The organism is Bacillus sp. FSL R10-2201 (genome assembly GCF_038008665.1).
GTDB classification, from domain to species: Bacteria; Bacillota; Bacilli; order Bacillales; family Bacillaceae_G; genus Bacillus_A; species Bacillus_A mycoides.
In genome coordinates this window covers 5,038,111-5,063,908 of sequence record NZ_JBBOZP010000001.1, presented here as the reverse complement: position 1 = coordinate 5,063,908, position 25,798 = coordinate 5,038,111, and the positions used below count along the sequence as shown (strand labels likewise).

31 protein-coding genes are annotated in these 25,798 nt (G+C 38.9%); 29 read left to right on the top strand and 2 right to left on the bottom strand.

The features are described from left to right. Positions 1–482: 482 nt before the first annotated feature. The 11 genes from rho to NSQ69_RS26295 all read left to right on the top strand — a co-directional run bounded on the left by rho (position 483) and on the right by NSQ69_RS26295 (position 9,677). A complete protein-coding gene (gene rho, locus NSQ69_RS26345) occupies positions 483–1,754 on the top strand; it encodes a transcription termination factor Rho (RefSeq protein ID WP_002016308.1) in 1,272 nt (423 codons plus the stop codon). A 442-nt stretch (positions 1,755–2,196) separates the two neighbouring features. Further along, entirely contained in the window at positions 2,197–2,442 is a 246-nt protein-coding gene (locus NSQ69_RS26340) for a type B 50S ribosomal protein L31 (RefSeq protein WP_000643447.1), read from the top strand. A gap of 110 nt (positions 2,443–2,552) precedes the next feature. Continuing rightward, positions 2,553–3,137 carry a thymidine kinase gene (locus NSQ69_RS26335; RefSeq protein WP_002016305.1) on the top strand — a complete coding sequence of 195 codons (585 nt, stop codon included), beginning with the start codon at positions 2,553–2,555 and terminating at the stop codon, positions 3,135–3,137. Positions 3,138–3,859: 722 nt separating this feature from the next. Next, positions 3,860–4,927: a peptide chain release factor 1 gene (gene prfA / locus NSQ69_RS26330; RefSeq protein ID WP_002113060.1), complete on the top strand. Its 1,068-nt coding sequence runs from the start codon at positions 3,860–3,862 to the stop codon at positions 4,925–4,927. Further along, positions 4,927–5,778 (top strand): peptide chain release factor N(5)-glutamine methyltransferase, encoded by an 852-nt coding sequence (gene prmC, locus NSQ69_RS26325; protein WP_341099837.1) that lies wholly within the window; start codon positions 4,927–4,929, stop codon positions 5,776–5,778. The genes prfA and prmC overlap by 1 nt, the downstream gene beginning before the upstream one ends. 244 nt (positions 5,779–6,022) lie before the next feature. After that, a complete protein-coding gene (gene spoIIR / locus NSQ69_RS26320) occupies positions 6,023–6,883 on the top strand; it encodes a stage II sporulation protein R (RefSeq protein ID WP_016093640.1) in 861 nt (286 codons plus the stop codon). Between the two features lie 49 nt (positions 6,884–6,932). After that, positions 6,933–7,391 (top strand): mechanosensitive ion channel protein, encoded by a 459-nt coding sequence (locus NSQ69_RS26315; protein ID WP_002016300.1) that lies wholly within the window; start codon positions 6,933–6,935, stop codon positions 7,389–7,391. A 108-nt stretch (positions 7,392–7,499) separates the two neighbouring features. Then, a complete protein-coding gene (locus NSQ69_RS26310; RefSeq protein ID WP_002016299.1) occupies positions 7,500–8,540 on the top strand; it encodes an L-threonylcarbamoyladenylate synthase in 1,041 nt (346 codons plus the stop codon). 77 nt (positions 8,541–8,617) lie between these two features. After that, positions 8,618–9,166 (top strand): manganese efflux pump MntP, encoded by a 549-nt coding sequence (locus NSQ69_RS26305; protein WP_002016298.1) that lies wholly within the window; start codon positions 8,618–8,620, stop codon positions 9,164–9,166. 19 nt (positions 9,167–9,185) lie between these two features. Beyond that, positions 9,186–9,317, top strand: a complete 132-nt coding sequence (locus tag NSQ69_RS26300; protein WP_002139014.1) for a hypothetical protein — start codon at positions 9,186–9,188, stop codon at positions 9,315–9,317. 81 nt (positions 9,318–9,398) lie between these two features. Further along, positions 9,399–9,677 carry a DUF3935 domain-containing protein gene (locus tag NSQ69_RS26295; protein WP_002016297.1) on the top strand — a complete coding sequence of 93 codons (279 nt, stop codon included), beginning with the start codon at positions 9,399–9,401 and terminating at the stop codon, positions 9,675–9,677. Between the two features lie 550 nt (positions 9,678–10,227). On the opposite strand, the gene NSQ69_RS26290 is transcribed toward NSQ69_RS26295, so the two are convergent. Then, on the bottom strand, positions 10,228–10,839 hold the full coding sequence (locus NSQ69_RS26290) for a flavin reductase family protein (RefSeq protein WP_002034901.1): 612 nt from the start codon (positions 10,837–10,839) through the stop codon (positions 10,228–10,230). Positions 10,840–11,006: 167 nt separating this feature from the next. Next, positions 11,007–11,393, bottom strand: a complete 387-nt coding sequence (locus NSQ69_RS26285) for a DoxX family protein (RefSeq protein WP_002068579.1) — start codon at positions 11,391–11,393, stop codon at positions 11,007–11,009. A 387-nt stretch (positions 11,394–11,780) separates the two neighbouring features. Here NSQ69_RS26285 and NSQ69_RS26280 point away from each other — a divergent pair, with 387 nt between their 5' ends. The 18 genes from NSQ69_RS26280 (at position 11,781) to NSQ69_RS26195 (ending at position 25,764) form a co-directional block, all read left to right on the top strand. Continuing rightward, the gene (locus NSQ69_RS26280; protein WP_002016294.1) at positions 11,781–12,278 is read left to right on the top strand and encodes a PTS sugar transporter subunit IIA; all 498 of its coding nucleotides are present in this window, start codon (positions 11,781–11,783) and stop codon (positions 12,276–12,278) included. Between the two features lie 311 nt (positions 12,279–12,589). After that, on the top strand, positions 12,590–13,030 hold the full coding sequence (locus tag NSQ69_RS26275; protein ID WP_002130066.1) for a low molecular weight protein arginine phosphatase: 441 nt from the start codon (positions 12,590–12,592) through the stop codon (positions 13,028–13,030). 96 nt (positions 13,031–13,126) lie between these two features. Next, entirely contained in the window at positions 13,127–13,570 is a 444-nt protein-coding gene (rpiB, locus tag NSQ69_RS26270; RefSeq protein ID WP_000869917.1) for a ribose 5-phosphate isomerase B, read from the top strand. Positions 13,571–13,636: 66 nt separating this feature from the next. Then, positions 13,637–14,209 (top strand): TIGR01440 family protein, encoded by a 573-nt coding sequence (locus tag NSQ69_RS26265; protein ID WP_002130064.1) that lies wholly within the window; start codon positions 13,637–13,639, stop codon positions 14,207–14,209. Between the two features lie 253 nt (positions 14,210–14,462). Next, positions 14,463–15,704 carry a serine hydroxymethyltransferase gene (gene glyA, locus NSQ69_RS26260; RefSeq protein WP_002016291.1) on the top strand — a complete coding sequence of 414 codons (1,242 nt, stop codon included), beginning with the start codon at positions 14,463–14,465 and terminating at the stop codon, positions 15,702–15,704. Positions 15,705–15,976: 272 nt separating this feature from the next. Further along, positions 15,977–16,606: a uracil phosphoribosyltransferase gene (gene upp / locus NSQ69_RS26255; RefSeq protein WP_002034907.1), complete on the top strand. Its 630-nt coding sequence runs from the start codon at positions 15,977–15,979 to the stop codon at positions 16,604–16,606. 374 nt (positions 16,607–16,980) lie between these two features. Next, a complete protein-coding gene (locus tag NSQ69_RS26250; protein ID WP_000232963.1) occupies positions 16,981–17,094 on the top strand; it encodes a DUF4024 domain-containing protein in 114 nt (37 codons plus the stop codon). 26 nt (positions 17,095–17,120) lie between these two features. Next, positions 17,121–17,345, top strand: a complete 225-nt coding sequence (locus NSQ69_RS26245) for an AtpZ/AtpI family protein (protein WP_002089742.1) — start codon at positions 17,121–17,123, stop codon at positions 17,343–17,345. Beyond that, positions 17,345–17,737: an ATP synthase subunit I gene (locus NSQ69_RS26240; RefSeq protein ID WP_002016288.1), complete on the top strand. Its 393-nt coding sequence runs from the start codon at positions 17,345–17,347 to the stop codon at positions 17,735–17,737. The genes NSQ69_RS26245 and NSQ69_RS26240 overlap by 1 nt, the downstream gene beginning before the upstream one ends. Before the next feature lie 7 nt (positions 17,738–17,744). Then, the gene (atpB, locus tag NSQ69_RS26235; RefSeq protein ID WP_000399874.1) at positions 17,745–18,464 is read left to right on the top strand and encodes a F0F1 ATP synthase subunit A; all 720 of its coding nucleotides are present in this window, start codon (positions 17,745–17,747) and stop codon (positions 18,462–18,464) included. Between the two features lie 56 nt (positions 18,465–18,520). Continuing rightward, entirely contained in the window at positions 18,521–18,739 is a 219-nt protein-coding gene (gene atpE, locus NSQ69_RS26230) for a F0F1 ATP synthase subunit C (protein ID WP_000052064.1), read from the top strand. 129 nt (positions 18,740–18,868) lie between these two features. Next, on the top strand, positions 18,869–19,375 hold the full coding sequence (gene atpF, locus NSQ69_RS26225) for a F0F1 ATP synthase subunit B (protein WP_002016287.1): 507 nt from the start codon (positions 18,869–18,871) through the stop codon (positions 19,373–19,375). Beyond that, on the top strand, positions 19,372–19,914 hold the full coding sequence (gene atpH / locus NSQ69_RS26220) for a F0F1 ATP synthase subunit delta (protein ID WP_002130060.1): 543 nt from the start codon (positions 19,372–19,374) through the stop codon (positions 19,912–19,914). The genes atpF and atpH overlap by 4 nt, the downstream gene beginning before the upstream one ends. An 11-nt stretch (positions 19,915–19,925) precedes the next feature. Next, entirely contained in the window at positions 19,926–21,434 is a 1,509-nt protein-coding gene (gene atpA, locus NSQ69_RS26215; RefSeq protein WP_002016284.1) for a F0F1 ATP synthase subunit alpha, read from the top strand. Positions 21,435–21,723: 289 nt separating this feature from the next. Then, positions 21,724–22,584, top strand: coding sequence for a F0F1 ATP synthase subunit gamma (atpG, locus tag NSQ69_RS26210; protein ID WP_002016283.1), 861 nt, complete (start codon positions 21,724–21,726; stop codon positions 22,582–22,584). 245 nt (positions 22,585–22,829) lie between these two features. Continuing rightward, complete coding sequence (atpD, locus tag NSQ69_RS26205) at positions 22,830–24,239, top strand: F0F1 ATP synthase subunit beta (protein WP_002016281.1); 1,410 nt, start codon at positions 22,830–22,832, stop codon at positions 24,237–24,239. Between the two features lie 20 nt (positions 24,240–24,259). Next, entirely contained in the window at positions 24,260–24,661 is a 402-nt protein-coding gene (gene atpC / locus NSQ69_RS26200) for a F0F1 ATP synthase subunit epsilon (protein ID WP_002016279.1), read from the top strand. Positions 24,662–24,978: 317 nt separating this feature from the next. Beyond that, on the top strand, positions 24,979–25,764 hold the full coding sequence (locus NSQ69_RS26195; protein ID WP_341099835.1) for a DUF975 family protein: 786 nt from the start codon (positions 24,979–24,981) through the stop codon (positions 25,762–25,764). Positions 25,765–25,798: the final 34 nt, after the last annotated feature.

Genomic DNA, 25,798 nt, shown 5'->3' with positions numbered 1-25,798 from the left:
GAATCGCAGGGCATTGGAACTCTCGACCTTGAAGCGTTTTTTGCTTCGAGTGAGAGAGTGAAATGACCGGAGATTCTAGCCGCTGGAACTGGATTAAGTAAAAAGCGTAAGCGGCTCGTTCAGAATGGGAGGGGGATGGAGCTCCTGACGAAGAGGCGCTTTTTGCCTCGCAGGAAGAAGCGAAACCACCGACCATTCTAGCTGCTGAAGCTGGATTAAATAAAAGCAGAAATGCCTTATCTATTCTGCCTTAAAATCAGGTGAGTAGAAAAAAGAAAGAAATATGAAAAGGCGAAGACAAATTTTCTTGTCTTCGCTTCTTGTATTTGTGTTTCAACGTATTGATTAAAACTAGATAAAAGGGTTACAATAGTGAATATTATCCTACTTGAACTTATTGCCTTTCATTATTATTTATTTGCCTTCCGTATTTTTCCCTTTACCCATGTGAAAAGAGAATAAAGTTAAAGTGTGGTGTCTGAATGAATTTGTCAATTGCAGCATTAGAAAACATGAAATTAAAAGAGTTATACGAGCTTGCGAAGGAATTTAAGATTTCGTATTACAGCAAGTTAACGAAAAAAGAGCTAATCTTCTCTATCTTAAAAGCTCGAGCAGAAAAAGAAGGTTTCTTTTTCATGGAAGGCGTATTAGAAATTATTCAATCAGAAGGATTTGGATTCTTACGTCCTATCAATTATTCTCCAAGCTCAGAAGATATTTATATCTCGGCTTCGCAAATTCGTCGTTTCGATTTACGTAATGGAGATAAGGTTTCTGGTAAAGTACGACCTCCGAAAGAAAATGAGCGCTATTTTGGATTGTTACAAGTTGAAGCTGTAAATGGAGATGATCCAGACTCAGCAAAAGAGCGTGTACATTTCCCTGCATTAACACCGTTATACCCAGATCGCCAAATGAAATTGGAGACGGAAACGAAAAAGTTACCGACACGCATCATGGATTTAATCGCACCAGTTGGATTTGGACAACGTGGTTTAATTGTTGCGCCTCCAAAGGCTGGTAAAACAAGTCTGTTAAAAGAAATTGCACACAGTGTCACAACAAATCATCCGGAAGCAGAATTAATTGTACTTTTAATTGATGAGCGTCCAGAGGAAGTAACAGATATTGAACGTTCTGTTAAAGGTGATGTTGTAAGTTCTACTTTTGATGAAGTGCCAGAGAATCATATTAAAGTAGCGGAGCTTGTATTAGAGCGTGCAATGCGTCTTGTAGAACATAAAAGGGACGTTGTCATTTTAATGGATAGTATTACCCGTTTAGCGCGTGCTTACAACCTTGTTATTCCGCCAAGTGGTAGAACCTTATCGGGTGGTATTGATCCTGCTGCTTTTCATAGACCGAAGCGTTTCTTTGGGGCTGCGCGTAATATCGAAGAGGGCGGTAGCCTAACGATTTTAGCAACAGCGCTTGTTGATACAGGGTCTCGTATGGATGATGTAATTTACGAGGAGTTTAAAGGAACTGGAAATATGGAACTTCACTTAGATCGCTCATTAGCTGAGCGCCGTATCTTCCCAGCGATTGATATTCGTCGCTCTGGTACGCGTAAAGAAGACCTATTAATTCCGAAAGAACATTTAGACAAGCTGTGGGGTATTCGTAAAACAATGCGTGATACACCAGACTTTGTTGAAGGCTTCTTACGTAAACTTCGTCAAACAAAGACAAATGAAGAATTTTTACAAAACATTGTTGCAGACTCAAAAAGGTATGTAACCACTAAGTAAAGGGAAAAGATGGGGACTCGCTTATTTCGTAGTAAGCGAGTTTTTTATGTTTTTAAGGGAATATTAGAGAGAGTAATATATGGAAAAATTTGTTTTTTGAGGTGGAAATCATATTTGTATTGAGAGCTTGAAGTGTCCTGCGATTCTGAACGAGCCGCTTGCGCTTTTAATTGATATCCAGTTCCGGCGGCTAGCTCTTCGTGTCTAAGAACCTCCGCTACTCAAGGTAAAAAGCACCTTTTGTGCGAGAGAACCTTAGCCAGTCAGAGCTGAGCGAGCCGCCTCCACTTTTAATTTTAAAAAGACAAAAACAGGTAGTTGCAAAATGGAGTTAGCCTTGTTATAATTTCATCATATGTGTTTCATCAATATAGTTGTGTAAGCAGCTGAAGATGAAAAACTCTGTTTCGAAAATGATTCAGGGCGGAAGGAGATGAAAAGAATGAAAGCAGGAATCCATCCAAATTACAATAAAGTTGTATTTATGGACACGAACACTGGCTTCAAATTCTTAAGCGGGTCTACAAAAGGCTCTAGCGAAACTGTTGAGTGGGAAGATGGTAACACTTATCCATTACTAAAAATTGAGATCAGTTCTGATTCTCACCCATTCTACACTGGACGTCAGAAGTTTGCTACTGCAGACGGACGTGTTGACCGCTTCAATAAGAAATACGGCATCAAGTAATAAAGAACATAAAACAGGCAAGTGTATGTATTCGCTTGTCTGTTTTTTTTGCGAAAATATTAAACCTTTACCCTACTTTGGATTAGGAAAGTAGATGAAAGGAGAGCTCAATGTACTTAATGAATCAAAATGGTTGGATTGAAGTGATTTGCGGGAGTATGTTTTCTGGGAAATCAGAAGAGCTCATCCGCCGTATACGCCGTACACAATTTGCGAAACAACATGCGATTGTATTTAAACCATGTATTGATAATCGTTATAGTGAAGAAGATGTTGTATCACATAATGGATTAAAGGTTAAAGCAGTTCCTGTTTCAGCTTCAAAAGATATATTTAACCATGTAACAGAAGAAATGGATGTTATTGCAATCGATGAGGTACAATTTTTTGATGGGGACATTGTGGAAGTGGTGCAAGTATTGGCAAATCGTGGCTATCGTGTCATTGTAGCTGGATTAGACCAAGATTTCCGTGGTCTACCATTTGGACAAGTTCCTCAGCTGATGGCGATTGCTGAACATGTAACTAAATTGCAGGCAGTTTGTTCTGAATGTGGATCTCCTGCAAGTCGTACGCAACGTTTAATCGATGGAGAACCAGCGGCATTTGATGATCCAATTATTTTAGTTGGGGCTTCAGAATCGTATGAACCACGTTGTCGTCATTGTCATGCAGTACCTACAAAACAAAGATAAGTGAAACTCGCTATGTAGAGCGGGTTTTTTTCGAAAATAGATGAAGATTGGTGGCAAGCTCTTCGTGTCTAAGAACCGCCGCTACTCAAGGTGAAAAGCACCTTTTGTGCGAGAGAACCTTAGCCAGTCAGAGCTGAGCGAGCCGCTTGCGCTTTTAAATATTATCTAGCTCCAGCGGCTAGAATGGTCGGTGGTTTCGCTTCTTCCTGCGAGGCAAAGAGCGCCTCTCTGTCAGAAGCTCCAACCTCCTCCCATTCTGAGCGAGCCGCTTGCGCTTTTAAATATTATCTAGCTCCAGCGGCTAGAATGGTCGGTGGTTTCGCTTCTTCCTGCGAGGCAAAGAGCGCCTCTCTGTCAGAAGCTCCAACCTCCTCCCATTCTGAGCGAGCCGCTTGCGCTTTTAAATATTATCTAGCTCCAGCGGCTAGAATGGTCGGTGGTTTCGCTTCTTCCTGCGAGGCAAAGAGCGCCTCTCTGTCAGAAGCTCCAACCTCCTCCCATTCTGAGCGAGCCGCTTGCGCTTTAAATATTATCTAGCTTCAGCGGCTAGAATCTCCGGCCATTTCACTCTCTCGCTCGAAGCAAAAAGCGCTTCAAGGTCGAGAGTTCCAATGTCCTGCGATCCTGAGCAAGCCGCTTACGCTTTTAAATATAATTTGCGTTTTTTTGATTAAGTACCATATACTATTTGTATTAGATACTAGGATGTAGAGGTGAATGGTGTGTTAGATCGTTTGCAAGCTGTAGAAGATCGTTATGAGAAGTTGAATGAGTTGTTAAGTGACCCAGAGGTTATTAGCGATACAAATAAGCTTCGTGAGTATTCAAAAGAGCAATCTGATATTCAGGACACGGTAGAGGTGTACCGTGAGTATAAAGATGTTCGTGAGCAATTACGAGATGCAAAAGCAATGTTAGAAGATAAGTTAGACGCTGATATGCGTGATATGGTAAAAGAAGAGGTTTCTGAATTAGAAGGACAAGAGAAAACATTATCAGAACGTCTGAAAATTTTACTTGTTCCAAAAGACCCTAATGATGATAAAAACGTTATCGTTGAGGTTCGTGGCGCTGCTGGTGGTGACGAGGCAGCTTTATTTGCTGGTGATTTATATCGTATGTATAGCCGTTATGCTGAGGTGCAAGGTTGGAAAACTGAAATTATCGAAGCGAGCTATACAGAGTTAGGCGGATATAAAGAGATTATCTTTATGATTAACGGTAAAGGTGCTTTCGCGAAGCTGAAATTCGAGAATGGTGCTCACCGTGTACAACGTGTTCCTGAAACGGAATCTGGCGGACGTATTCATACATCTACAGCAACTGTAGCTGTACTACCAGAGGCAGAAGAAGTAGAAATTAATATTCATGAAAAAGATGTTCGTGTTGATACGTTTGCTTCTAGTGGTCCTGGTGGACAAAGCGTTAATACAACGATGTCAGCGGTACGTTTAACGCATTTACCGACTGGTGTAGTTGTATCTTGTCAGGATGAGAAATCACAAATTAAGAATAAAGAAAAAGCGATGAAAGTATTACGCGCACGTGTTTATGATAAATTTAGACAAGAAGCGCAAGCTGAGTATGATCAAAACCGTAAACAAGCTGTTGGTACGGGAGATCGTTCAGAGCGTATTCGTACGTATAACTTCCCGCAAAACCGTGTTACAGACCATCGAATCGGTTTAACGATTCAAAAGCTAGATCAAATCCTACAAGGTAAGTTAGATGATTTCATCAATGCCTTAGTGATGGAAGATCAGGCGCAAAAGATGGAGGCAGCTGAGTAATGCGTGTCTATGAAGCCCTGAAATGGGCTTCTTCTTTTTTACAGGAAAATGGACGAGATGAAAATGCGGGAGAAATTGTCCTTTGTCATGTATTAAAGACGAACAGAACCGGAATGCTCATGAATATGCGTGAAGAAATAACTGCGGAACAAGAGGAAAGTTTTGCAGAATTTATCCACAAGCATGTAGAAGGTATTCCGATCCAATATATGCTCGGTTATGAAATGTTTTATGGCCGATCATTCTTTGTAAATGAAGAGGTATTGATACCAAGACCGGAAACAGAGGAACTTATAGTTGGAGTACTAGAGAGAATTGAGCGCTATTTCGGTAATGAGGAGCTTCACATAGCGGATATTGGAACAGGTAGTGGAGCGATTTCTATTACGCTCGCTTTAGAAAATAAAAATCTTCATGTGTATACAGTAGATATCGCACAGGAGTCGATTGAAGTTGCAAAAGAAAATGCAAAAACTTTAGGGGCGGATGTAACATTCTATCACGGCGATTTACTGTCTCCGTTTTATGAAACAGGTCAGAAGTTAGATGTTGTTGTTTCCAATCCTCCGTACATACCAGAGGAAGATTGGCGTGGTCTTTCTACTGTTGTGAAGGAGCATGAGCCGAAGCGTGCGCTTGTTGGTGGGGAAGATGGACTAGATTTCTATCGTCGTTTTATGGAGGAATTGCCGAATGTATTACAGAACAAGGCGATTGTGGCGTTTGAAATTGGTGTAGGGCAAGGTGAAGATGTGAAAGCATTATTACAGCAAACTTTCCCGCGCGCTCAAGTTGAAGTTGTATTTGATATTAATGGAAAAGATCGCATGGTATTTGCAGAGATGGAGTAAGGCATAAGCCTTACTCTATTTTTTGTATGAAAAATTCGCAACTACTCAGCCATACATTTTATTTAGAATTTTGGTAAGGGGAATTATTTCAGCGAAAATACGCACCTTATTACCTATACATAGCCAGTTCCTCTCGCCAATTAAAAAAATGCTTTTCTATCGGTTTTTTATATAGATTTTGAATTTAATAGTTTAGAAAGATGAAAGTCTGTCCACACTGTTTCTAGAGGGGACGGTGGAGGAAATGAAAAAACAAGTTATTGCTTACTTTCTTTTATTATTAATTGGTGCACAGTTACTTGTGCAGTTTGGATATATGAAAGCTGATGCAAAAGGGCCTACTGTTATTCCGAAAGAGGCCGTTCGATTACGTATTTTAGCTAATAGTGATTCCGATAAAGATCAGGCGTTAAAGCGTAAAGTACGCGATGAAGTAAAAGCGCAAATTGATGGATGGGTAGCGGATTTAACGTCATTTGAAGAAGCTCGAAAAGTAATTCAAAATCATATTCCTGAAATTGAAAAGACAGTGGCAAATACACTGAAAAGAGAAGGAAGTAAAGAGGCGTTTCAAGTGAAATTCGGTAAGAATGTGAAGTTTCCTACAAAGGTATATGGGAATTTTATTTATCCGGCAGGAGAATATGAAGCGGTACTTATTACAATTGGAAAAGGTGAAGGTGCAAACTGGTGGTGTGTATTATTTCCACCGATGTGTTTCTTAGATTTTTCAAGTGGTACAGCTGTAAGGAAAGAAGAACATGTTGTGAAAGCTGAATCTCCTGAAGAGGAGCAGGTGAGACAATCAGATGAGGAAGTGGTGGATGTACCGGAGAAGAAAGAGGATAAGGTGAAAGAAAAGAAAGTAGTAAAGCCGGAAAAAGCTGAAAAAGTAACAGCACAGGAAAAGAAAGTAGTAAAACACGAAACACAAGTAGAAGAACAGCCTGTAAAAAAAGTAGAAACAAAAACTGTGGAAAAAGTGGAGAAACCTGTGGAGCAAAAACAAGAAAAGCAAAATGAATACGTAACAGTAGAAGAGGAAGAGAAACCAGAGGTTAAATTATTTATCGTCGAAGCTTTTACATCTTTATTCTCTAAATAGTGCTATTAATAAATCCTTCCTCATATATATCAATGAGGAGGGATTTACTATGAAGAACGTGTATTTTGCTACGAAAGCAGATGTAGAAAGATTACATTCTTTTTTCGGACAAGCTAATAAAAAAGATGATAAAATAAATGAGTTGTACGCACAATTTATGATCTTGGAAGAGGCGGGAGAAATACGAGCGGTAATTGGATATGAACAAAGTGGAGAAAATGCACTTATCCGTTCTTGTTTATTCACACCTAATGTGGATAAACAGACTTTCTTATATTTTTTCGAGATGTTTTTGCAGTATATGAAAGAAAAAGATATTCGACAATTGTACTTACTCACAAATCATCCACAATCTGTGACCATCTTTCAGTTTTTTAACTTTGTCATTATAGAGAAAGAGGAAGTGCCAGAGGAAATTCGACAGTTAGAACACTTTTGTAAAAATATAAAAGAGCTAAATGCAATAATACTAAATTGTCAGCTATTCACAAAGTTATCCACGGATTAACAAGGTTTATCCACATTTTGTGGATAAACCTTGTTTGTCTTTTGGATAAATCTCATAGTAAACTAAAAATAGACAAGTATTTCATGGTAGAAAAGGACGTGGGAAAAAATGCATACAAATATGTGGGTTGTGGATAATGTTGTGGAAAGAAAAAAATATTATCCACAATTAAAAGAAGCAGCAAGATTATTAAGAGAAAATGAAGCGGTAGCCTTCCCAACGGAAACGGTATATGGGTTAGGAGCAAACGCAATGGATGATGAAGCGATAGCGAAAATTTTTGAAGCGAAAGGGAGACCGAGCGATAATCCACTGATTGTCCACATAGGAACAAAATCTCAGTTAGATGGTATCGTAAGAGAAATTCCGCCGGTTGCAGAAAAGTTAATGGAGCATTTTTGGCCAGGACCATTAACAATCATTTTACCGAGAAAAAAAGGGATTTCAGAGAGGGTTACGGCAGGACTTAATACAGTCGGAGTGAGGATGCCGGATCATCCAGTAGCGCTCGCCCTTATTGAAGAGGCAAACGTGCCTGTTGCGGCACCGAGTGCGAATCGTTCAGGACGCCCAAGTCCAACGTTAGCTTCTCATGTGTATGAAGATTTAAATGGGAAAATTGCTGGTATTGTTGATGGCGGGGCAACAGGAGTAGGCGTTGAATCAACTGTAATTGATTGTACGAGCGAGGTTCCGACGATTTTACGTCCAGGTGGGATTACGAAGGAGCAATTAGAGGCCGTGATAGGAAATGTTTCTTTAGATCCAGCTTTAAAGGATGAGAAAGAAAAACCAAAATCACCTGGAATGAAATATACACATTATGCACCGAAAGCGCCACTTAGTATTGTTGAAGGGTCCCGTGAGTTTATTCAACGTATTGTGGATGAGAAAAAGAAAGAAGGATTTAAAGTAGGTGTATTAACGACAGAAGAGTATCAGCATGTGTATAGTGCAGATGTTGTATTGTCTTGTGGTGTGCGAAGCGATTTAGCCAGCGTTGCGACTAAGTTATATGATGTGCTTAGAACGTTTGATGCAAGTGAAGTAGATGTTATTTTTAGTGAATCATTCCCGAATGAAGGCATAGGAAATGCAATTATGAATCGTTTAACAAAAGCTGCGGGACATCAGATTATTATTGAATGATAATGTACCTTTAGCAAACAGAATATTTCTCCTCGGATAAGCATATTGTGAAGTAGCACGTCCGAGGGGGGATATGAATGACACTTGAACAATTAATACCTTTAATAATTATGGCATTTGCCCTGGGGATGGATGCATTTTCAGTGAGCCTCGGTATGGGGATGGTAACATTAAAGTTAAGACAAATCCTTTATATAGGTATGACGATTGGGATATTTCATATTATTATGCCATTTATCGGAATGGTACTAGGACGTTTTCTATCAGAGAGGTATGGGGATGTCGCAAATTTTGCAGGAGCTATTTTATTAATTGGGCTAGGGTTCTATATCGTATATTCGTCTATTTTAGAAGGGGAAGAGACTAGAACTGCTCCAATTGGAATTAGTTTATTTGTATTTGCATTTGGTGTCAGTATAGATAGTTTTTCAGTAGGTCTTAGTCTTGGAATTTACGGAGCAGAGACAATTATTACGATATTATTGTTCGGACTAATAAGTATGTTACTGGCTTGGATGGGTTTATTGCTTGGTAGCCATGCCAAAAATATACTTGGCACATACGGTGAAATAGTAGGTGGTATTATTCTTGTTGGGTTTGGATTGTATCTCCTTTTTCCTATATAATTTTATGTAGGAGGGAATTATGAACAAGCTATTGGAATGGTATGTTAAGCTTTTAACCTTCTTTCCTCGATGGCTAAGAAGACTTATAATATTGGGTGTTATTTTGCAAATTTCGATGTTAGGTTGGATTAAGTTAATTCGTGAATGGTGAGATAGTTCCTTTCTGTGCATAGTTTCGTTTGTACTATATTGATCACACTAAAAAATTACAAATATAGAAAGGATGAGATGAATGACGAGATTAAAGCAAGTTTTTGGTATTATTATTAGTTTTTTTGTTTTTTGGTTCAGTATGCTCGGTGTACAAATGTTTGCTGAGTTTTTAGATATTGAGTCATTGAAGTTTGTTGCAGGAAAATCGGAGGCGGCGCGTACTTTTTATTCTCCGTATCCGTTTTTAATTGTTTTCCTTATTACGTTACTTTCCTTATATTTCTTTGTAATAAAGCTTAGTAGATCTAAAAAAGAGAAATTCCCGTCATTAGAGGAGAAGAACGAAGAATTACGATAAAAAATTCCCCGCTTTCAGCGGGGGTTATGTTTAGGTTATGGAAGTGAACGGGCCCCTTGCGCTTTTAGGGGATATATCCAGTTCCAGTGGCCAGCTAAGAACCTTCCCCACGAGAAGATAAAAAGCATCTTCTGTGAGGAAGAACCTTAGCCACCGGGCCTGGGCAGTCGGTTCCGCTTTTAAATGTATCCAGCTCCAGCGGCTAGAATGGTCGGTGGCTTCGCGCCTTCTTGCGAGGCAAAAAGCGCCTCTACGTCAGAAGCTCCATCCCCCTCTCATTCTGAGCGAGCCGCTTCCGCCTTTAAATGTATCCAGCTCCAGCGGCTAGAATGGTCGGTGGCTTCGCGTCTTCCTGCGAGGCAAAAAGCGCCTCTACGTCAGAAGCTCCATCCCCCTCTCATTCTGAGCGAGCCGCTTCCGCCTTTAGGGTGTGATATCCAGTTCCGGCGACTAGCTCTTCGCATCTAAGAACCTTCCGCCCTAAAGGCAAAAAGCGCCTTTAGGACGAAAGAACCTTAGCTGGTCAGAGCTGAACGAGTCGCCTCCACTTTTAGATAGGCCTCACTAATTCAAATTGTTCTCCTAGTTTTGCGTAGTTGTGTCCTGCTAGGCGGCTTATTGGTTTTAGTTCTTCGGCGTGAATTCGACCGTTTTCGTATAAGTGTTCAGCGACGTGAAAGCGAACGACGCGGCCGATTAGTAGGTCACAAGCTGGCGAGTCTTCGGTTCCGCCGAGTGGGATAGCGCGTTCTAATATGCACTCCATTCGAATGTTTGCTTCTTTAACCCCTGGTACTGAAATGACATCACTGTCAATCGGTGTTAGTTTTGCTAATTCGATTTCACTTTCATTAGGAGGTAGGTTCGCTGCTGTTTCGTTGATCGCTTCTACGTAAGATTCATCAGAAATATGTACGACAAATTCCCCTTTTTCTATTGCGTTTCTGGAAGTGTCTTTCGGTTTTCCTTCTTTGCGTTGTACTGAAACTGAGATAAGTGGTGGATTGGCAGCGACGATATTGAAATAACTATATGGCGCACCGTTCAATACGCCATCTTTAGTTACAGAAGTAACGAATGCAACAGGACGTGGAATGATACTTCCTGTTAGTAATTTGTAATTATCTTTTTCGGTTTGTTCGTTTGGATTAATGGATAACATGTTGTAATCCCCTTTCTAAATATGAATACTTATTGTTCCTTTACAAGATATCAATGGGAATCTCCTGCTGAAAATAATATTTTTTTGATGATGTAAAAAAAAGAGATTACCTCGATTGTACTGAAGTAATCTCTTTTTTGGTAAATATCTTGAAATAGAGATAAATATTAAAGTAAAACGTAAGCGCCAGGTCCAATTAAAGCTACACCGATAGCGACAGCGATTAACATTAAATTATATTCGAATCCGTTTTGTGTTACCCAGTAACCATTTTTTCCGTGAACTGTGAAAATTGCTACTAACATTGTTCCTACGATAAATAAAGAACCAACTACAGTGAAAATACCTGCTGCGAATAAGAAACCACCTAATAGTTCAGTTGCGCCAGCCATAAATGCCATAAATACACCAGGACGTAAGCCGATTGACTCCATCCAGCCGCCAGTTCCCTTTAAGCCGTAACCGCCGAACCAACCAAATAATTTTTGAGCACCATGACCCATGAATGTAATTCCTATAATAAGACGAATAATAAGAAGACCGATATCCATCATTTTAAAAAACCTCCTAAAAGTTATTAACTTATCTTATGTAAGTAATAATAAAATAGTTACTTACTTTAGTCAAGTGGATTTTAACAAAAATTTGAAAGGAATTTTACAAATTAACAACAAAAAATAAAATGTAGTAAAGACCTCTAGACAAGTAAGTGAAAAAAAGAGAAAATATAAGTAGAAGTTAACTTCTCATTGTTATTCAGACAATCAGAATTGACTGGAATTTTGTGAAGCGCTACAATAAGAGTCTAGTAGTAATGACATGATTTATTTCGAAAGAGTTTTTACAGTATAACATTCGAAGTATGAAGTCTTACGTGTATTTCGATCTTGAATAGAGATTGCCCTATAAACTTTTAGGTAAATTATAAGGAGGACTATCCTATGTTTAAAAAATTATTCGGTTTTGGTTCAAAAACAAATGAAGAAACAATCGTAGCTCCATTAACTGGAGCAGTGAAAAATATTGAAGAAGTACCAGATCCAGTATTCGCTGGTCGTATGATGGGTGACGGTGTTGCGATCGATCCTACTGAAGGTGTAGTTGTATCTCCAGTTGATGGTGAAATCGTACAATTATTCCACACGAAACATGCTATTGGAATTAAAGCGAAAAACGGTACAGAAATTTTAATCCACGTTGGATTAGAAACTGTAAAAATGGAAGGTGAAGGTTTCGAAGCTCACGTTTCTGAAGGACAAGCTGTAAAAGCTGGAGATAAATTAATCTCATTCGACTTAGAATTAATTCGTGAAAAAGCGAAAAGCACAATTACTCCAATCGTTATTACAAACACAGATGCAGCTGAGTCTATTAAGACAACTGTAGGTGTAACAGCTACAAAAGGTTCAACAGAAGTAATGAAAGTTACAATGAAATAATTATTTGATAGAAGGAATCCGTTTCATATGAAATGGATTCCTTATTTTGTTTCGTAGTGTGTTCATTATGTATGGTAAAATACTTTGGGCACTTGGAAATAGGGTTTCATATATGTGGATAAGGCGCATTTTTCTTAGAAAAAATATAAGAGAAATGCGCCTTTCGTATATTCACATTCCTTTTGTTCTATTCTAATGTACGCTATGATAAAGTGAAACTTTAATGAGTGGAGGGTGTTCATCCCCCGCTGATTATTAGCCTTCACCAATCGGGATAAATGTAGGAAACAGAAAAAAAGGGGTGGGTTTAGATGAAACGGGTGTTATTTGTTTGCACTGGAAATACATGCCGTAGTCCGATGGCTGAGGCTTTGCTTCGTCATTATGGAGAAGGTAAATTTGAAGTGCAATCTGCTGGTGTTTTCGCCTATCCTGGAAGCGATGTGTCGATACATGCAAAGGAAGCTTTAGCTGAAAAAGGAATTGTAATCGATCATGCCGCGCAGCAGGTAAACGATACTTTGGTTGATTGGGCGGATATTGTAGTAACAATGACGGAAAACCATAAGCAAATTGTACTTGGGTATTATCCGAGCGTGGAAAAGAAATTGGATACATTATATGGATTAACTGAGGGTGTAAGTAAGGATATTTCAGATCCATTTGGCGGATCGCTTTCTATTTATAAAGAAACGTTAGAAGAGATGGAAAAACTTGTACAAACTTTACTGAAAAAACATTCAGAAGGTTGATGTTTCGTGTATAATACGATATTGGAGATCACTTTGTTCCATTAAGGTAGCGAGTGTGAAATGAAGATAATTGATTGAAACTTCGGAGGGGTAAAAATGAAAGTAGTAGTAGCATCTGATCACGGCGGTATGAATATCCGTAAAGAACTTGTAAGTTTATTAGAAGAGTTAAATATTGAATATATTGATTTAGGTTGTGAATGTGAAGCTGGTTCTGTTGATTACCCTGATTTTGCGTTTCCAGCAGCAGAAATGGTCGCGAATGGTGAAGTGGATCGTGGTATTTTAGTTTGCGGGACAGGCATTGGTATGTCAATCGCAGCAAACAAAGTAAATGGTATTCGTTGTGCATTAGTTCATGATACTTTCAGTGCGAAAGCGACGAGAGAGCATAATGACACTAACATGTTAGCGATGGGCGAGCGTGTAATTGGAGCTGGTCTAGCGCGTGATATCGCGAAAATTTGGCTAACAACTGACTATGAAGGTGGCCGTCACGAAAACCGAGTAGGAAAAATTAAAACGTACGAAACAAAGTAATAGATTCTAACTATAAGTAGTATGAAATATAATTTGGTGAACCAACCTGTGAAAGGAAGAGGCGTAATGACAGAAATCGTAAAGGTAAGAGAACAGCTACAAATGTCGCTTTCTGATTTCCAAGAACAAGCCACGCTGCAAAGTGGTCAAATTTTTGTAGTGGGGTGTAGCACGAGCGAAGTGCTAGGTGAAAGAATTGGAACATCAGGAACGATGGAAGTGGCAGAGGCGATTTTTTCTGAGTTAAAACAATTTCAAGAGAGAACAGGTATTGAATTGGCGTTTCAATGTTGTGAGCATTTAAATCGTGCTTTAGTAGTTGAGAGAGATGTAGCGATGAAATATCAATTTGAAATTGTAACAGTTACGCCTGTTAGATCAGCAGGTGGTGCATTAGCGACGTATGCGTATCACAATTTTAAAGATCCGGTAGTAATTGAGTTTATTAAAGCAGATGCAGGAATGGATATCGGCGATACATTTATCGGTATGCATTTAAAGCATGTAGCTGTACCGGTTCGTACAAGTGTGAAGGAAATAGGAAGTGCGCATGTAACGATGGCGAAAACACGTGGGAAACTAATAGGTGGAGCACGTGCCGTTTATGCGGCAAATGAAGAAGCTATTCCTTGCCGTTAAACATGAAAAATTATAAAGTCTTATAACAGCTGTATATCGAAAGGTAAAAGGTATGTGGTCTGACTTTATAATAGAAGAAAGAAAAGACCAATTTTGGTCTTTTTTTTTCTTTTATGATATAGAAAGTCATGTTAGAATGTAGTTGAAAACATGAAGGTTCGAAAGAATTACAACCTGAATTTTCGTTTTTTCTGAATAAATGAGAAAAAACTATTGGGAATTGATGTAATTCGTTCAGAAAAGGGGGATTTTGGTGAATCATTTAAAACGTCAAGATGAAAAGGTATTTGCTGCAATTGAGGCAGAACTAGGAAGACAGCGTTCAAAGATCGAGTTAATTGCTTCGGAAAACTTCGTAAGTGAAGCAGTAATGGAGGCGCAAGGTTCTGTTTTAACGAATAAGTATGCTGAAGGATATCCTGGAAAACGTTACTATGGTGGTTGTGAACACGTAGACGTAGTAGAAGATATCGCACGTGATCGCGCGAAAGAAATTTTTGGCGCAGAGCATGTAAATGTTCAACCACATTCTGGTGCACAAGCGAACATGGCAGTATACTTTACGATTTTAGAGCAAGGCGATACAGTACTTGGTATGAATTTATCTCATGGTGGTCACTTAACACACGGAAGCCCTGTTAACTTCAGTGGAGTACAATATAATTTCGTAGAATATGGCGTGGATGCTGAATCTCACCGTATTAATTATGATGATGTATTAGCAAAAGCGAAAGAACATAAACCAAAATTAATCGTTGCAGGTGCAAGTGCATATCCTCGTGTTATCGATTTCAAACGATTCCGTGAGATTGCAGATGAAGTGGGTGCATACTTTATGGTTGATATGGCACATATCGCTGGTTTAGTAGCTGCTGGTTTACATCCAAACCCAGTACCACATGCACATTTCGTTACAACGACAACACATAAAACATTACGTGGTCCACGTGGCGGTATGATTTTATGTGAAGAGCAATTTGCAAAACAAATTGATAAATCAATCTTCCCTGGTATTCAAGGTGGCCCACTTATGCACGTAATTGCTGCAAAAGCTGTTGCATTTGGTGAGACACTACAAGATGAGTTTAAAACATATGCACAACATATCATTAATAATGCGAACCGCTTAGCTGAAGGTCTTCAAAAAGAAGGACTTACACTTGTTTCTGGTGGAACAGACAATCATTTAATCTTGATTGATGTTCGTAACTTAGAAATTACAGGTAAAGTAGCAGAGCACGTATTAGATGAAGTTGGTATTACAGTGAACAAAAATACAATTCCATTTGAAACAGCAAGCCCATTTGTAACAAGCGGCGTACGTATCGGTACAGCAGCTGTAACATCTCGTGGTTTCGGTTTAGAAGAAATGGATGAAATTGCGGCACTTATTGCTTATACATTAAAAAATCATGAGAATGAAGTTGCATTAGAAGAAGCAAGTAAGCGTGTAGAAGCGTTAACGAGCAAATTCCCAATGTATACAGATCTATAATAGATTGAAAAAGACTGCTGAAACGTAATTGTTTTGGCAGTCTTTTTTGTGGACATATATTATTTTAAAAGTATGTATACAAATGATGAATAAATTTTGGCGATATAATGAAGGATACAGCTCCCATAATTGGTAAAGATACTAGATAGATTCATCGCAAAATCATGATTTTGCCAAATTTGCCCTTGAATATTAGTAGCGTTTTCTTTACAATCGTAAATAGTGTAAAGAAGCGTGTAAACGCATGAATATCATCTAAAGGAGAGATTCACATGGGAAAACTGTATGTATTTGATCACCCGTTAATTCAACATAAGATTACATATATTCGCGATAAGAATACAGGTACGAAAGATTTTCGTGAATTAGTGGACGAAGTAGCAAGCTTAATGGCTTTCGAGATTACTCGTGACCTTCCACTTGAAGACATTGAAATTGAAACGCCTGTAAGCAAAGCGACAACAAAAGTGATCGCTGGTAAAAAACTTGGTTTAATTCCGATTTTACGTGCAGGTTTAGGAATGGTTGATGGAATTCTGAAATTAATTCCAGCAGCAAAAGTAGGACACGTTGGTTTATACCGTGACCCTGAAACATTGCAACCGGTAGAATACTATGTGAAACTTCCAACGGATGTAGAAGAGCGTGACTTTATCGTACTAGATCCGATGCTAGCAACAGGTGGTTCTGCGGCTGAAGCAATTAATTCTCTGAAAAAGCGCGGTGCAAAGCAAATTAAATTAATGTGTATCGTAGCTGCTCCAGAAGGAGTAAAAGTAGTGCAGGAAGAGCATCCTGATGTTGATATTTATGTAGCGGCATTAGATGAGAAGTTAAATGACCATGGTTATGTAGTTCCAGGTCTTGGTGATGCTGGTGACCGTTTATTCGGAACGAAGTAAGACAACAGACGAGAGGGGGATTCCCCGCTCGTTTTTTTTCGCCCTCAGCGCACGGGGGAGGGGGAGATAAATATACAGGGTATATACAACATAAGTTATATACACATCACATATAATATAGAAGTCTTACGTCTCGGGGACACTATATTATGGAAGAAAAGCGCTATATCTTAAAAATATAATAGTGACAAACTTGTGAACATTTTCTTCTATTATAAAGAGAAAACTGTTAGAAATTGCATATCTCTAACCAGTATTTAGAAGGGGAACGTTTTCATTTTTGGGAGGAAATGCCTAATACTCAAATTTTTTGATTTTTTACGATTTCTCGTTGACACTGTTAATACCCTATTGTATGCTAACAACGGGGATAGATGGTAGGGCTTTCAGTGACAAAAATGCATCTATTCCGTGACGAAAATGTAAACTTTTTATTTTGTATAGAATTTATGCAGAAAAATGAGTTATTATTAACACATCGTGAATGAGGGTTACATATTGGAGGGATGAATCCTTGCAAAAAAACGATCGCAGCCATATAAAAGCGTATGCTTTAATGTCAGGAATACTTGCTCAGTTAGTTGGTTCTATTCTTATCGGAATCTTTGGTGGGCAATGGATTGATAATAAGGTTGGAACGTTTCCGTTGTTTCTTATTATAGGGTTATTACTCGGGTTAGGAACAGGGGTATACGCAATGATTCGACTCATTCAACATTACTATTCGGGAGAGCAATGATGATAGACGTACATGGACTTGTCCAACGACAAAAGAAATATATGTACTACTTGCTTGCGCTTCTAGTGCTAGGATGGGGAATTACCTCTTACAAGGATGTATTTCTTGGGCTGATTATCGGAACGATTTTCAGTTTTCTTAGTTTGCGCATCATTGCACGTAGAACAGACAAGCTATTAGATCGCGTAACAAATGGAGAAAACGTGAAGTTTAAGGCGACAGCGGTAAGTACATATTCAAGATTCGCCACGATTGGGTTATTAATTTTATTTGCAGCCAAATATCAAGAGTTAATTGCGATGTGGGGCTTAGGTGTAGGATTGCTGACAGGATACCTTGTCATGATCATAGATTTTCTTTATTTAGAGTATACGAGCAGGGAAGAGAGGTGAATTACTAGTGGAACACGGTAAATTAGTTGAATTTCTAGGTTTAACGTTCGATTTGTCATCAGTTATGATGGTTACTGTAGCAGCAGTTATTGTTTTCTTAATCGCTGTTATCGGAACTCGCAGCTTAGCGCTTCGCCCAACCGGGATGCAAAATTTCATGGAATGGGTGTTTGACTTCGTGAAAGGGATTATCAATAGTACGATGGATTGGAAAACAGGTGGACGTTTCTTAACGCTTGGCGTTACGCTTATCATGTTTATCATCGTATCGAACTTCCTTGGTTTACCATTCATGTATTCAACAGTTGAGGCTGGCGAACATATTGCATGGTGGAGATCACCAACGTCTGATCCAGCAGTTGCATTAACATTAGCCGTGATGGTAGTTACCCTCACCCATTATTATGGAATTAAGATGAAGGGTACGAAAGAATATGTTAAAGGTTATTTCCAACCTATGAAATTCTTATTCCCATTAAAGGTTATTGAGGAGTTTGCTAACACATTAACGTTAGGTCTTCGTTTATTTGGTAACATTTACGCAGGTGAAATCTTATTAGGATTACTTGCTAAGTTAGGCGGGGCATCATTCTTAGGAGCATTAGGTGCACTTGTACCGATGTTAGCATGGATGGGATTCAGCGTATTCGTTGGTTCAATCCAGTCATTTATTTTCGTAATGTTAACGATGGTTTATATGGCTCATAAAGTAAGCCATGACCATTAATATAATTTAAGTAAGAAAAAATTTATTTTTTTATAATACAAAGGAGGACAAATTAAATGAGTTTAGGTGTAATCGCAGCTGCAATTGCAATTGGTTTATCAGCATTAGGTGCAGGTATTGGTAACGGTCTTATCGTATCACGTACAATCGAAGGTGTTGCTCGTCAACCAGAATTAAAAGGCGCACTTCAAACAATTATGTTCATCGGGGTTGCATTAGTTGAGGCACTTCCAATTATCGGTGTAGTTATTGCTTTCATCGTAATGAACAAATAAGGGAGACTCCCCTTACATAGATGGCGAAGAGTGTTTTTCCGAACTTTCTTCGCCATTGCTTTATGAACGAAACGTATGTCTTTTTTTTTCATATGATCAATTTAGATATTTTGAAGGGAGTGAATCCTTGTGCCAACTTTATTATTAGGGGCTTCCATTCCATTTGGAACGATTGCTTATACATTGTTCATTTTCTTACTTCTATTAGTAATGCTACGCAAATTCGCGTGGGGTCCTTTAATGGGAATTATGAAAGAACGTGAAGAGCATGTTACTAATGAAATCGACGCTGCAGAAAGAAGTAATGCTGAAGCGAAGAAATTAGTAGAAGAACAACGTGAAATGTTAAAACAATCGCGTGTTGAAGCACAAGAGTTAATCGAAAGAGCGAAGAAACAAGCTGTAGATCAAAAGGATGTTATTGTTGCTGCTGCGAAAGAAGAAGCAGAATCAATTAAAACATCTGCTGTACAAGAAATTCAACGCGAAAAAGAGCAAGCGATTGCTGCTTTACAAGAACAAGTTGCTTCTTTATCTGTTCATATTGCTTCTAAAGTAATTGAAAAAGAATTAAAAGAAGAAGATCAAGTGAAGTTAATTCGCGATTATATTAAAGAAGTAGGAGAAGCGCGATGAGCAATGGGATTGTAGCAAAACGTTATGCTGTCGCTCTTTTCAAAATTGCAAAAGAAAAACACGTATTAGAAATGTTTGAAGAGGAATTACGCCTTGTACAAAACGTTTTTACAAAGAACGGAGAACTACATAGCTTTTTAACGCAACCGAACATTTCAAAAGAGCAGAAGAAAACGTTTCTTGCAAACGTATTCGCATCTGTTTCTGAATCTATTTTAAATACGTTATATATTTTAATTGATAACAAGCGTATTGATATCCTACCTGAAATTGCAAATGAATATGTTGTTCTTGCTAATGAAGAACGTAACGTAGCGGATGCAACTGTATATTCTATTCGTCTTCTATCGGAAGAAGAAAAACTTAACATTGCAGAAGCATTTGCAAAAAAAACAGGAAAAGATGCAATTCGCGTGAAAAATGTTGTGGATGAAGATTTACTAGGCGGCATTAAAGTACGTATTGGAAATCGCATTTACGACGGAAGCTTACAAGGAAAATTAGCACGTATTCAGCGTGAATTAATGAAGAATAGATAGGGGTGAAGCACATGAGCATCAGAGCTGAAGAAATTAGCGCACTGATAAAGCAACAAATCGAGAACTATCAGTCTGAAATCGAAGTTAGTGATGTTGGTACAGTTATCCAAGTTGGTGACGGTATTGCGCGTGCTCATGGTCTTGATAACGTTATGGCTGGTGAACTTGTAGAGTTCTCTAATGGCGTTATGGGACTAGCACAAAACTTAGAGGAAAACAACGTAGGTATCATTATTTTAGGACCTTACACAGAAATCCGTGAAGGTGACGAAGTTCGTCGTACTGGTCGCATCATGCAAGTACCAGTAGGAAAAGAACTAATCGGTCGTGTTGTAAACCCATTAGGTCAACCAGTTGATGGTTTAGGCCCAATCAATACAACAAACACTCGTCCAATCGAAAGTCCAGCACCAGGTGTAATGGATCGTAAATCTGTTCATGAGCCACTTCAAACAGGTATTAAAGCGATCGATGCTCTTGTACCAATTGGCCGTGGTCAACGTGAGTTAATCATCGGTGACCGCCAAACAGGTAAAACAGCAGTTGCACTTGATACGATCATTAACCAAAAAGATGAAGATATGATTTGTATCTATGTAGCTATCGGACAAAAAGAATCAACAGTACGTAACGTAGTAGAAACACTACGTAAGCACGGTGCATTAGATTACACAATCGTTGTAACTGCATCAGCTTCTCAACCAGCTCCATTATTATACCTAGCTCCTTACGCTGGTGTAACAATGGGTGAAGAGTTCATGTACAATGGTAAACACGTATTAGTAGTATATGATGACTTATCAAAACAAGCAGCGGCTTACCGTGAGCTTTCATTACTATTACGTCGTCCTCCAGGTCGTGAAGCATATCCAGGGGATGTATTCTACTTACATTCTCGCTTATTAGAGCGTGCAGCAAAATTAAGTGATGCAAGAGGCGGCGGTTCTTTAACTGCACTACCTTTCATCGAAACACAAGCAGGGGACGTATCAGCTTACATCCCAACAAACGTAATTTCTATTACGGATGGACAAATCTTCTTACAATCTGACCTATTCTTCTCTGGCGTACGTCCAGCAATCGATGCGGGTACTTCTGTATCTCGTGTAGGTGGATCAGCTCAGATTAAAGCGATGAGTAAAGTATCAGGTACACTTCGTCTTGACCTTGCATCTTATCGTGAGTTAGAAGCGTTCGCTCAGTTCGGTTCTGACCTTGATAAAGCAACACAAGCGAAATTAAACCGTGGTGCTCGTACAGTTGAGGTATTAAAACAAGGATTACACAAACCGTTACGTGTAGAGAAACAAGTTATCATTCTTTACGCTTTAACACGTGGATTCCTAGATGATATACCAGTAGTAGATATCACTCGTTTCGAAGAAGAATTCCATGCTTGGTTAGATTCAAATGCAACTGACTTATTAAGCGAAATTCGCACAACTAAGAAACTTGCGGATGACGACAAATTTGCAGCAGCAATTAACGGATTTAAAAAAGTATTCGTAGCTTCTGAATAATAAATAAAAGCGGAAGCGGCTCGTTCTGAATGTGAGGGGGATGGAGCTTCTGACGAAGAGGCGGTCTTTGCCTCGTAGGAAGAAGTGAAGTCACCGAGCATTCAAGCCGCTGGAGCTAGATAATATAAAGGCATCTCAAACTTTGAGATTGCTGACGGTTATGTAAAGGAAAAGAGTAGGTGCACCTATTCTTTTCCTTCAATCATGAGCAAGAATATCTTGCAACGTAGATTAGGAAGAGGATTCTTACTAATCGTGCCAACTTCCGGAAAAAAGGTGGTGAAAACCTGTGGCATCTTTACGCGATATAAAAGCGAAGATTAACTCGACAAAGAAAACGAGTCAAATTACGAAAGCGATGGAGATGGTATCTGCATCTAAGTTAAACCGTGCAGAACAAAATGCTAAATCTTTCGTTCCGTATATGGAAAAGATTCAAGAAGTAGTAGCGAGCATTGCGCAAGGAAGTAAAGGGATTAATCATCCAATGCTAAATGCGCGTCCTGTAAAGCGTACAGGGTACATCGTTATTACATCTGATCGCGGACTAGCAGGTGGTTATAACAGTAACGTATTACGTACAGTAAGTAACGTAATTCGTGAACGTCATAATATGGATTCAAACCAATATTCAATTATTGTGCTTGGACGACTAGGACGTGATTATTTAAAACGTCGCGGCTTTAACATTATTGATGAAGTAGTTGGATTATCTGACCACCCATCATTTACTGATATTAAAGATATTGCTTCTCGAGCAATTGCGATGTTCGCAGATGGTGCTTATGATGAGCTGTATATTTACTACAATCATTATGTAAGTAAAATTTCACAAGAAGTAACGGAAAATAAAATTTTACCGCTTACGGATGTGGCGTCTGATAAACCGACGACAGCTTATGAATTCGAACCTTCTGAAGAAGAAATTTTAAAAGTATTATTGCCACAATACGCAGAAAGCTTAGTGTACGGTGCATTACTAGACGGTAAAGCAAGTGAGCACGCGGCGCGTATGACAGCAATGAAGAGTGCTACAGACAACGCAATGGAAGTTATCGATTCACTTACACTTTCATTCAACCGTGCGCGTCAAGCAGCGATTACGCAAGAAATTACGGAAATCGTTGGTGGAGTAGCAGCGTTAGAATAGTATTAAAAAGCGTAGGTGGCTTGCTCAGAAGGGGAGGGTATTGGAACTCCTGACAAAGAGGCGTTCTTTGCCTCGTAGGAAGGGGTGAAATGACCGACCCTTCTAGCCACCGGAACTAGATTCAATAAAAAGCGGAAGCGGTTCGTCCAGAACAGGAGAGTCGCGTAAGCTATAAACTAATAAAAATTAAAAGCCGACTTCTCTTAGAAAGCTGGCTAATTAAAAGAAAGCTAGGAGGGAACCCGATGAATAAAGGGCGCGTTACGCAAATCATGGGTCCGGTTGTAGACGTTAAGTTTGATGGCGGAAAGCTACCAGAAATCTACAACGCCCTTACGGTAAAACAAAGCAACGAAAACGGAGCAAGCATTAACTTAACATTTGAAGTTGCACTTCATTTAGGTGATGACACAGTTCGTACAGTTGCAATGTCTTCCACAGATGGACTTGTTCGTGGCACAGAAGTAGAAGATACTGGTAAAGCAATCTCTGTACCAGTTGGTGATGTAACACTTGGTCGTGTATTTAACGTATTAGGTGATGCAATTGACTTAGATGGTGATGTTCCTGCGGATGTACGTCGTGATCCAATTCACCGTCAAGCGCCTGCGTTCGAAGAGTTATCTACTAAAGTAGAAATTCTTGAAACTGGTATTAAAGTAGTAGACTTACTTGCTCCTTACATTAAGGGTGGTAAGATCGGTCTATTCGGTGGTGCCGGTGTAGGTAAAACAGTATTAATTCAGGAATTAATTAACAACATCGCACAAGAGCACGGTGGTATCTCTGTATTCGCTGGTGTAGGTGAGCGTACTCGTGAAGGTAACGACTTATACCACGAAATGAGCGATTCTGGCGTAATTAAGAAAACTGCGATGGTATTCGGACAAATGAACGAGCCACCTGGAGCACGTCAACGTGTTGCATTAACAGGTTTAACAATGGCTGAACATTTCCGTGATGAGCAAGGACAAGACGTACTATTGTTCATCGATAACATCTTCCGTTTCACGCAAGCGGGTTCTGAAGTATCTGCCCTTCTTGGTCGTATGCCATCTGCGGTAGGTTACCAGCCAACACTTGCAACAGAAATGGGTCAATTACAAGAGCGTATTACATCTACAAATAAAGGATCTATCACGTCTATCCAAGCGGTATACGTACCAGCCGATGACTATACGGATCCAGCACCAGCTACAACGTTCGCTCACTTAGATGCAACAACAAACTTAGAGCGTCGTTTAACACAAATGGGTATTTACCCAGCCGTAGATCCATTAGCATCTACATCTCGTGCGCTTTCTCCAGAAATCGTAGGAGAAGAGCATTATGGAGTAGCTCGTCAAGTACAGCAAACTTTACAGCGTTATAAAGAGCTTCAAGATATCATCGCTATCTTAGGTATGGATGAGTTATCTGAAGAAGATAAGTTAGTTGTACATCGTGCTCGTCGTATTCAATTCTTCTTATCACAAAACTTCCACGTAGCTGAACAGTTTACAGGTCAAAAAGGTTCTTACGTACCTGTAAAAAATACAGTTAGTGGTTTCAAAGAAATTCTAGAAGGAAAATATGATGACCTTCCAGAAGATGCGTTCCGTCTTGTTGGTAGCATTGAAGAAGTTATTGAAAACGCGAAGAAAATGATGGCGTAAGGCCTTAGGAGGGACGAATTATGAAGACATTTCCAGTCAGTATTGTAACTCCTGATGGACCGGTTTACGAAAAAGAAGTAGAAATGGTAAGCGTAAAAGCAGAGAGTGGGGAAATGGGGATCTTACCAGGTCACATTCCAACTGTTGCACCTTTAAAAATTAGTGCGGTCCGTCTGAAAAATGGTGGGCACACTGATTATGTAGCAGTAAGCGGTGGCTTTATCGAAGTTCGTCCAGATAAAGTAACTGTGTTATCATCATCTGCTGAAGAAGCAAACCATATCGATATCCATCGTGCAAATGAATCGAAACGTCGCGCTGAGCAACGTATGCAAGATAAACAAGCGCATGTTGACTTTAGACGTGCAGAAATGGCTTTGCAGCGTGCTGTGAACCGTTTAAACGTTTCAGATATGAAGTAAAAAAATCCGTAAGGGCTCTTGCCTTTACGGATTTTTTGTTATGGATATAAATAAAAAGGGGAAAAAAATGCCTCTCTTTAGGTAGGAGAGAGCATTTAGCCGTCAGAGCCTTTTTTTGCCCGATGCCAAGTGAAAATCAAGAAATAAAAAGAACTGCAGGTTCGTTTTTTGTTATGCATAGATGTGTTTTATTTAAATGTCGAAACTGAAACTCAATTTAATAGATAGAATAAACTGACAAAATTGGTATAATTATATTGTTGTTTGTATAAGTAGAAAATATATAACAATTTATATTTCATAAAGGAGATGAACAAATGATCGGTGAAATGAAACGAGAAGCATTGTACTCTTTAAAGGGAAAATGGGGACTAGGTGTTGGATCAACGATTTTACATATTATTTTAAGTTATGTTGTTTCAATGGCTGCAATGCTTATACTTTTAATTCCAGGAATTATTATATTTTTCTTAGTTGTTGGTTTAGCAGGTTCAATTGAAGAGGAAGCGATATCAGTCGGGGCAGGTATTACATTTGGAATTTTTTATTGCATAATGATCATTTTGAGTAATGCATCTTATGGTATTACATCATACGGTTATACGAATGTGTTGCTACAAATTAGTAAACGAGAAGATGCTAGAGTAGATTATTTATTTGAAGGATTTCGTGGCTTTAAAAGAATGATGAAAACAATGTGGGCTATGCTTGCGATTTTGTTATATACAGGTACGTGGATTCCGATGTTGTTACTAGGTGTATTCGCGTTCTTTGGTGAGGAAGGGAATGTATCGTTAACAATTGCTTTCTTTGTACTATTAGCTATTTCGATTGTTGTAATGATTGTGATGTATTTTTCTTATGCGATGACGTATTATGTTATGGTTGAAAATCCAGATTATAGCGTTTCACAGGTGATGAAAGAAAGTAAGAACTTTATGAAGGGGCATAAACTAGATTTATTTCTTTTATGGCTTAGCTTCATAGGATGGGCTATTTTAGCAATTCTTACTCTTGGAATAGGAGTTCTTTGGCTTAGTCCATATGTAGGTACAACGACAGCACATTTTTATCGCTATATTGCAAAAGGTGAATTGCAGTAGGAACATGCTATACTAATAGAATTATTACGTATTG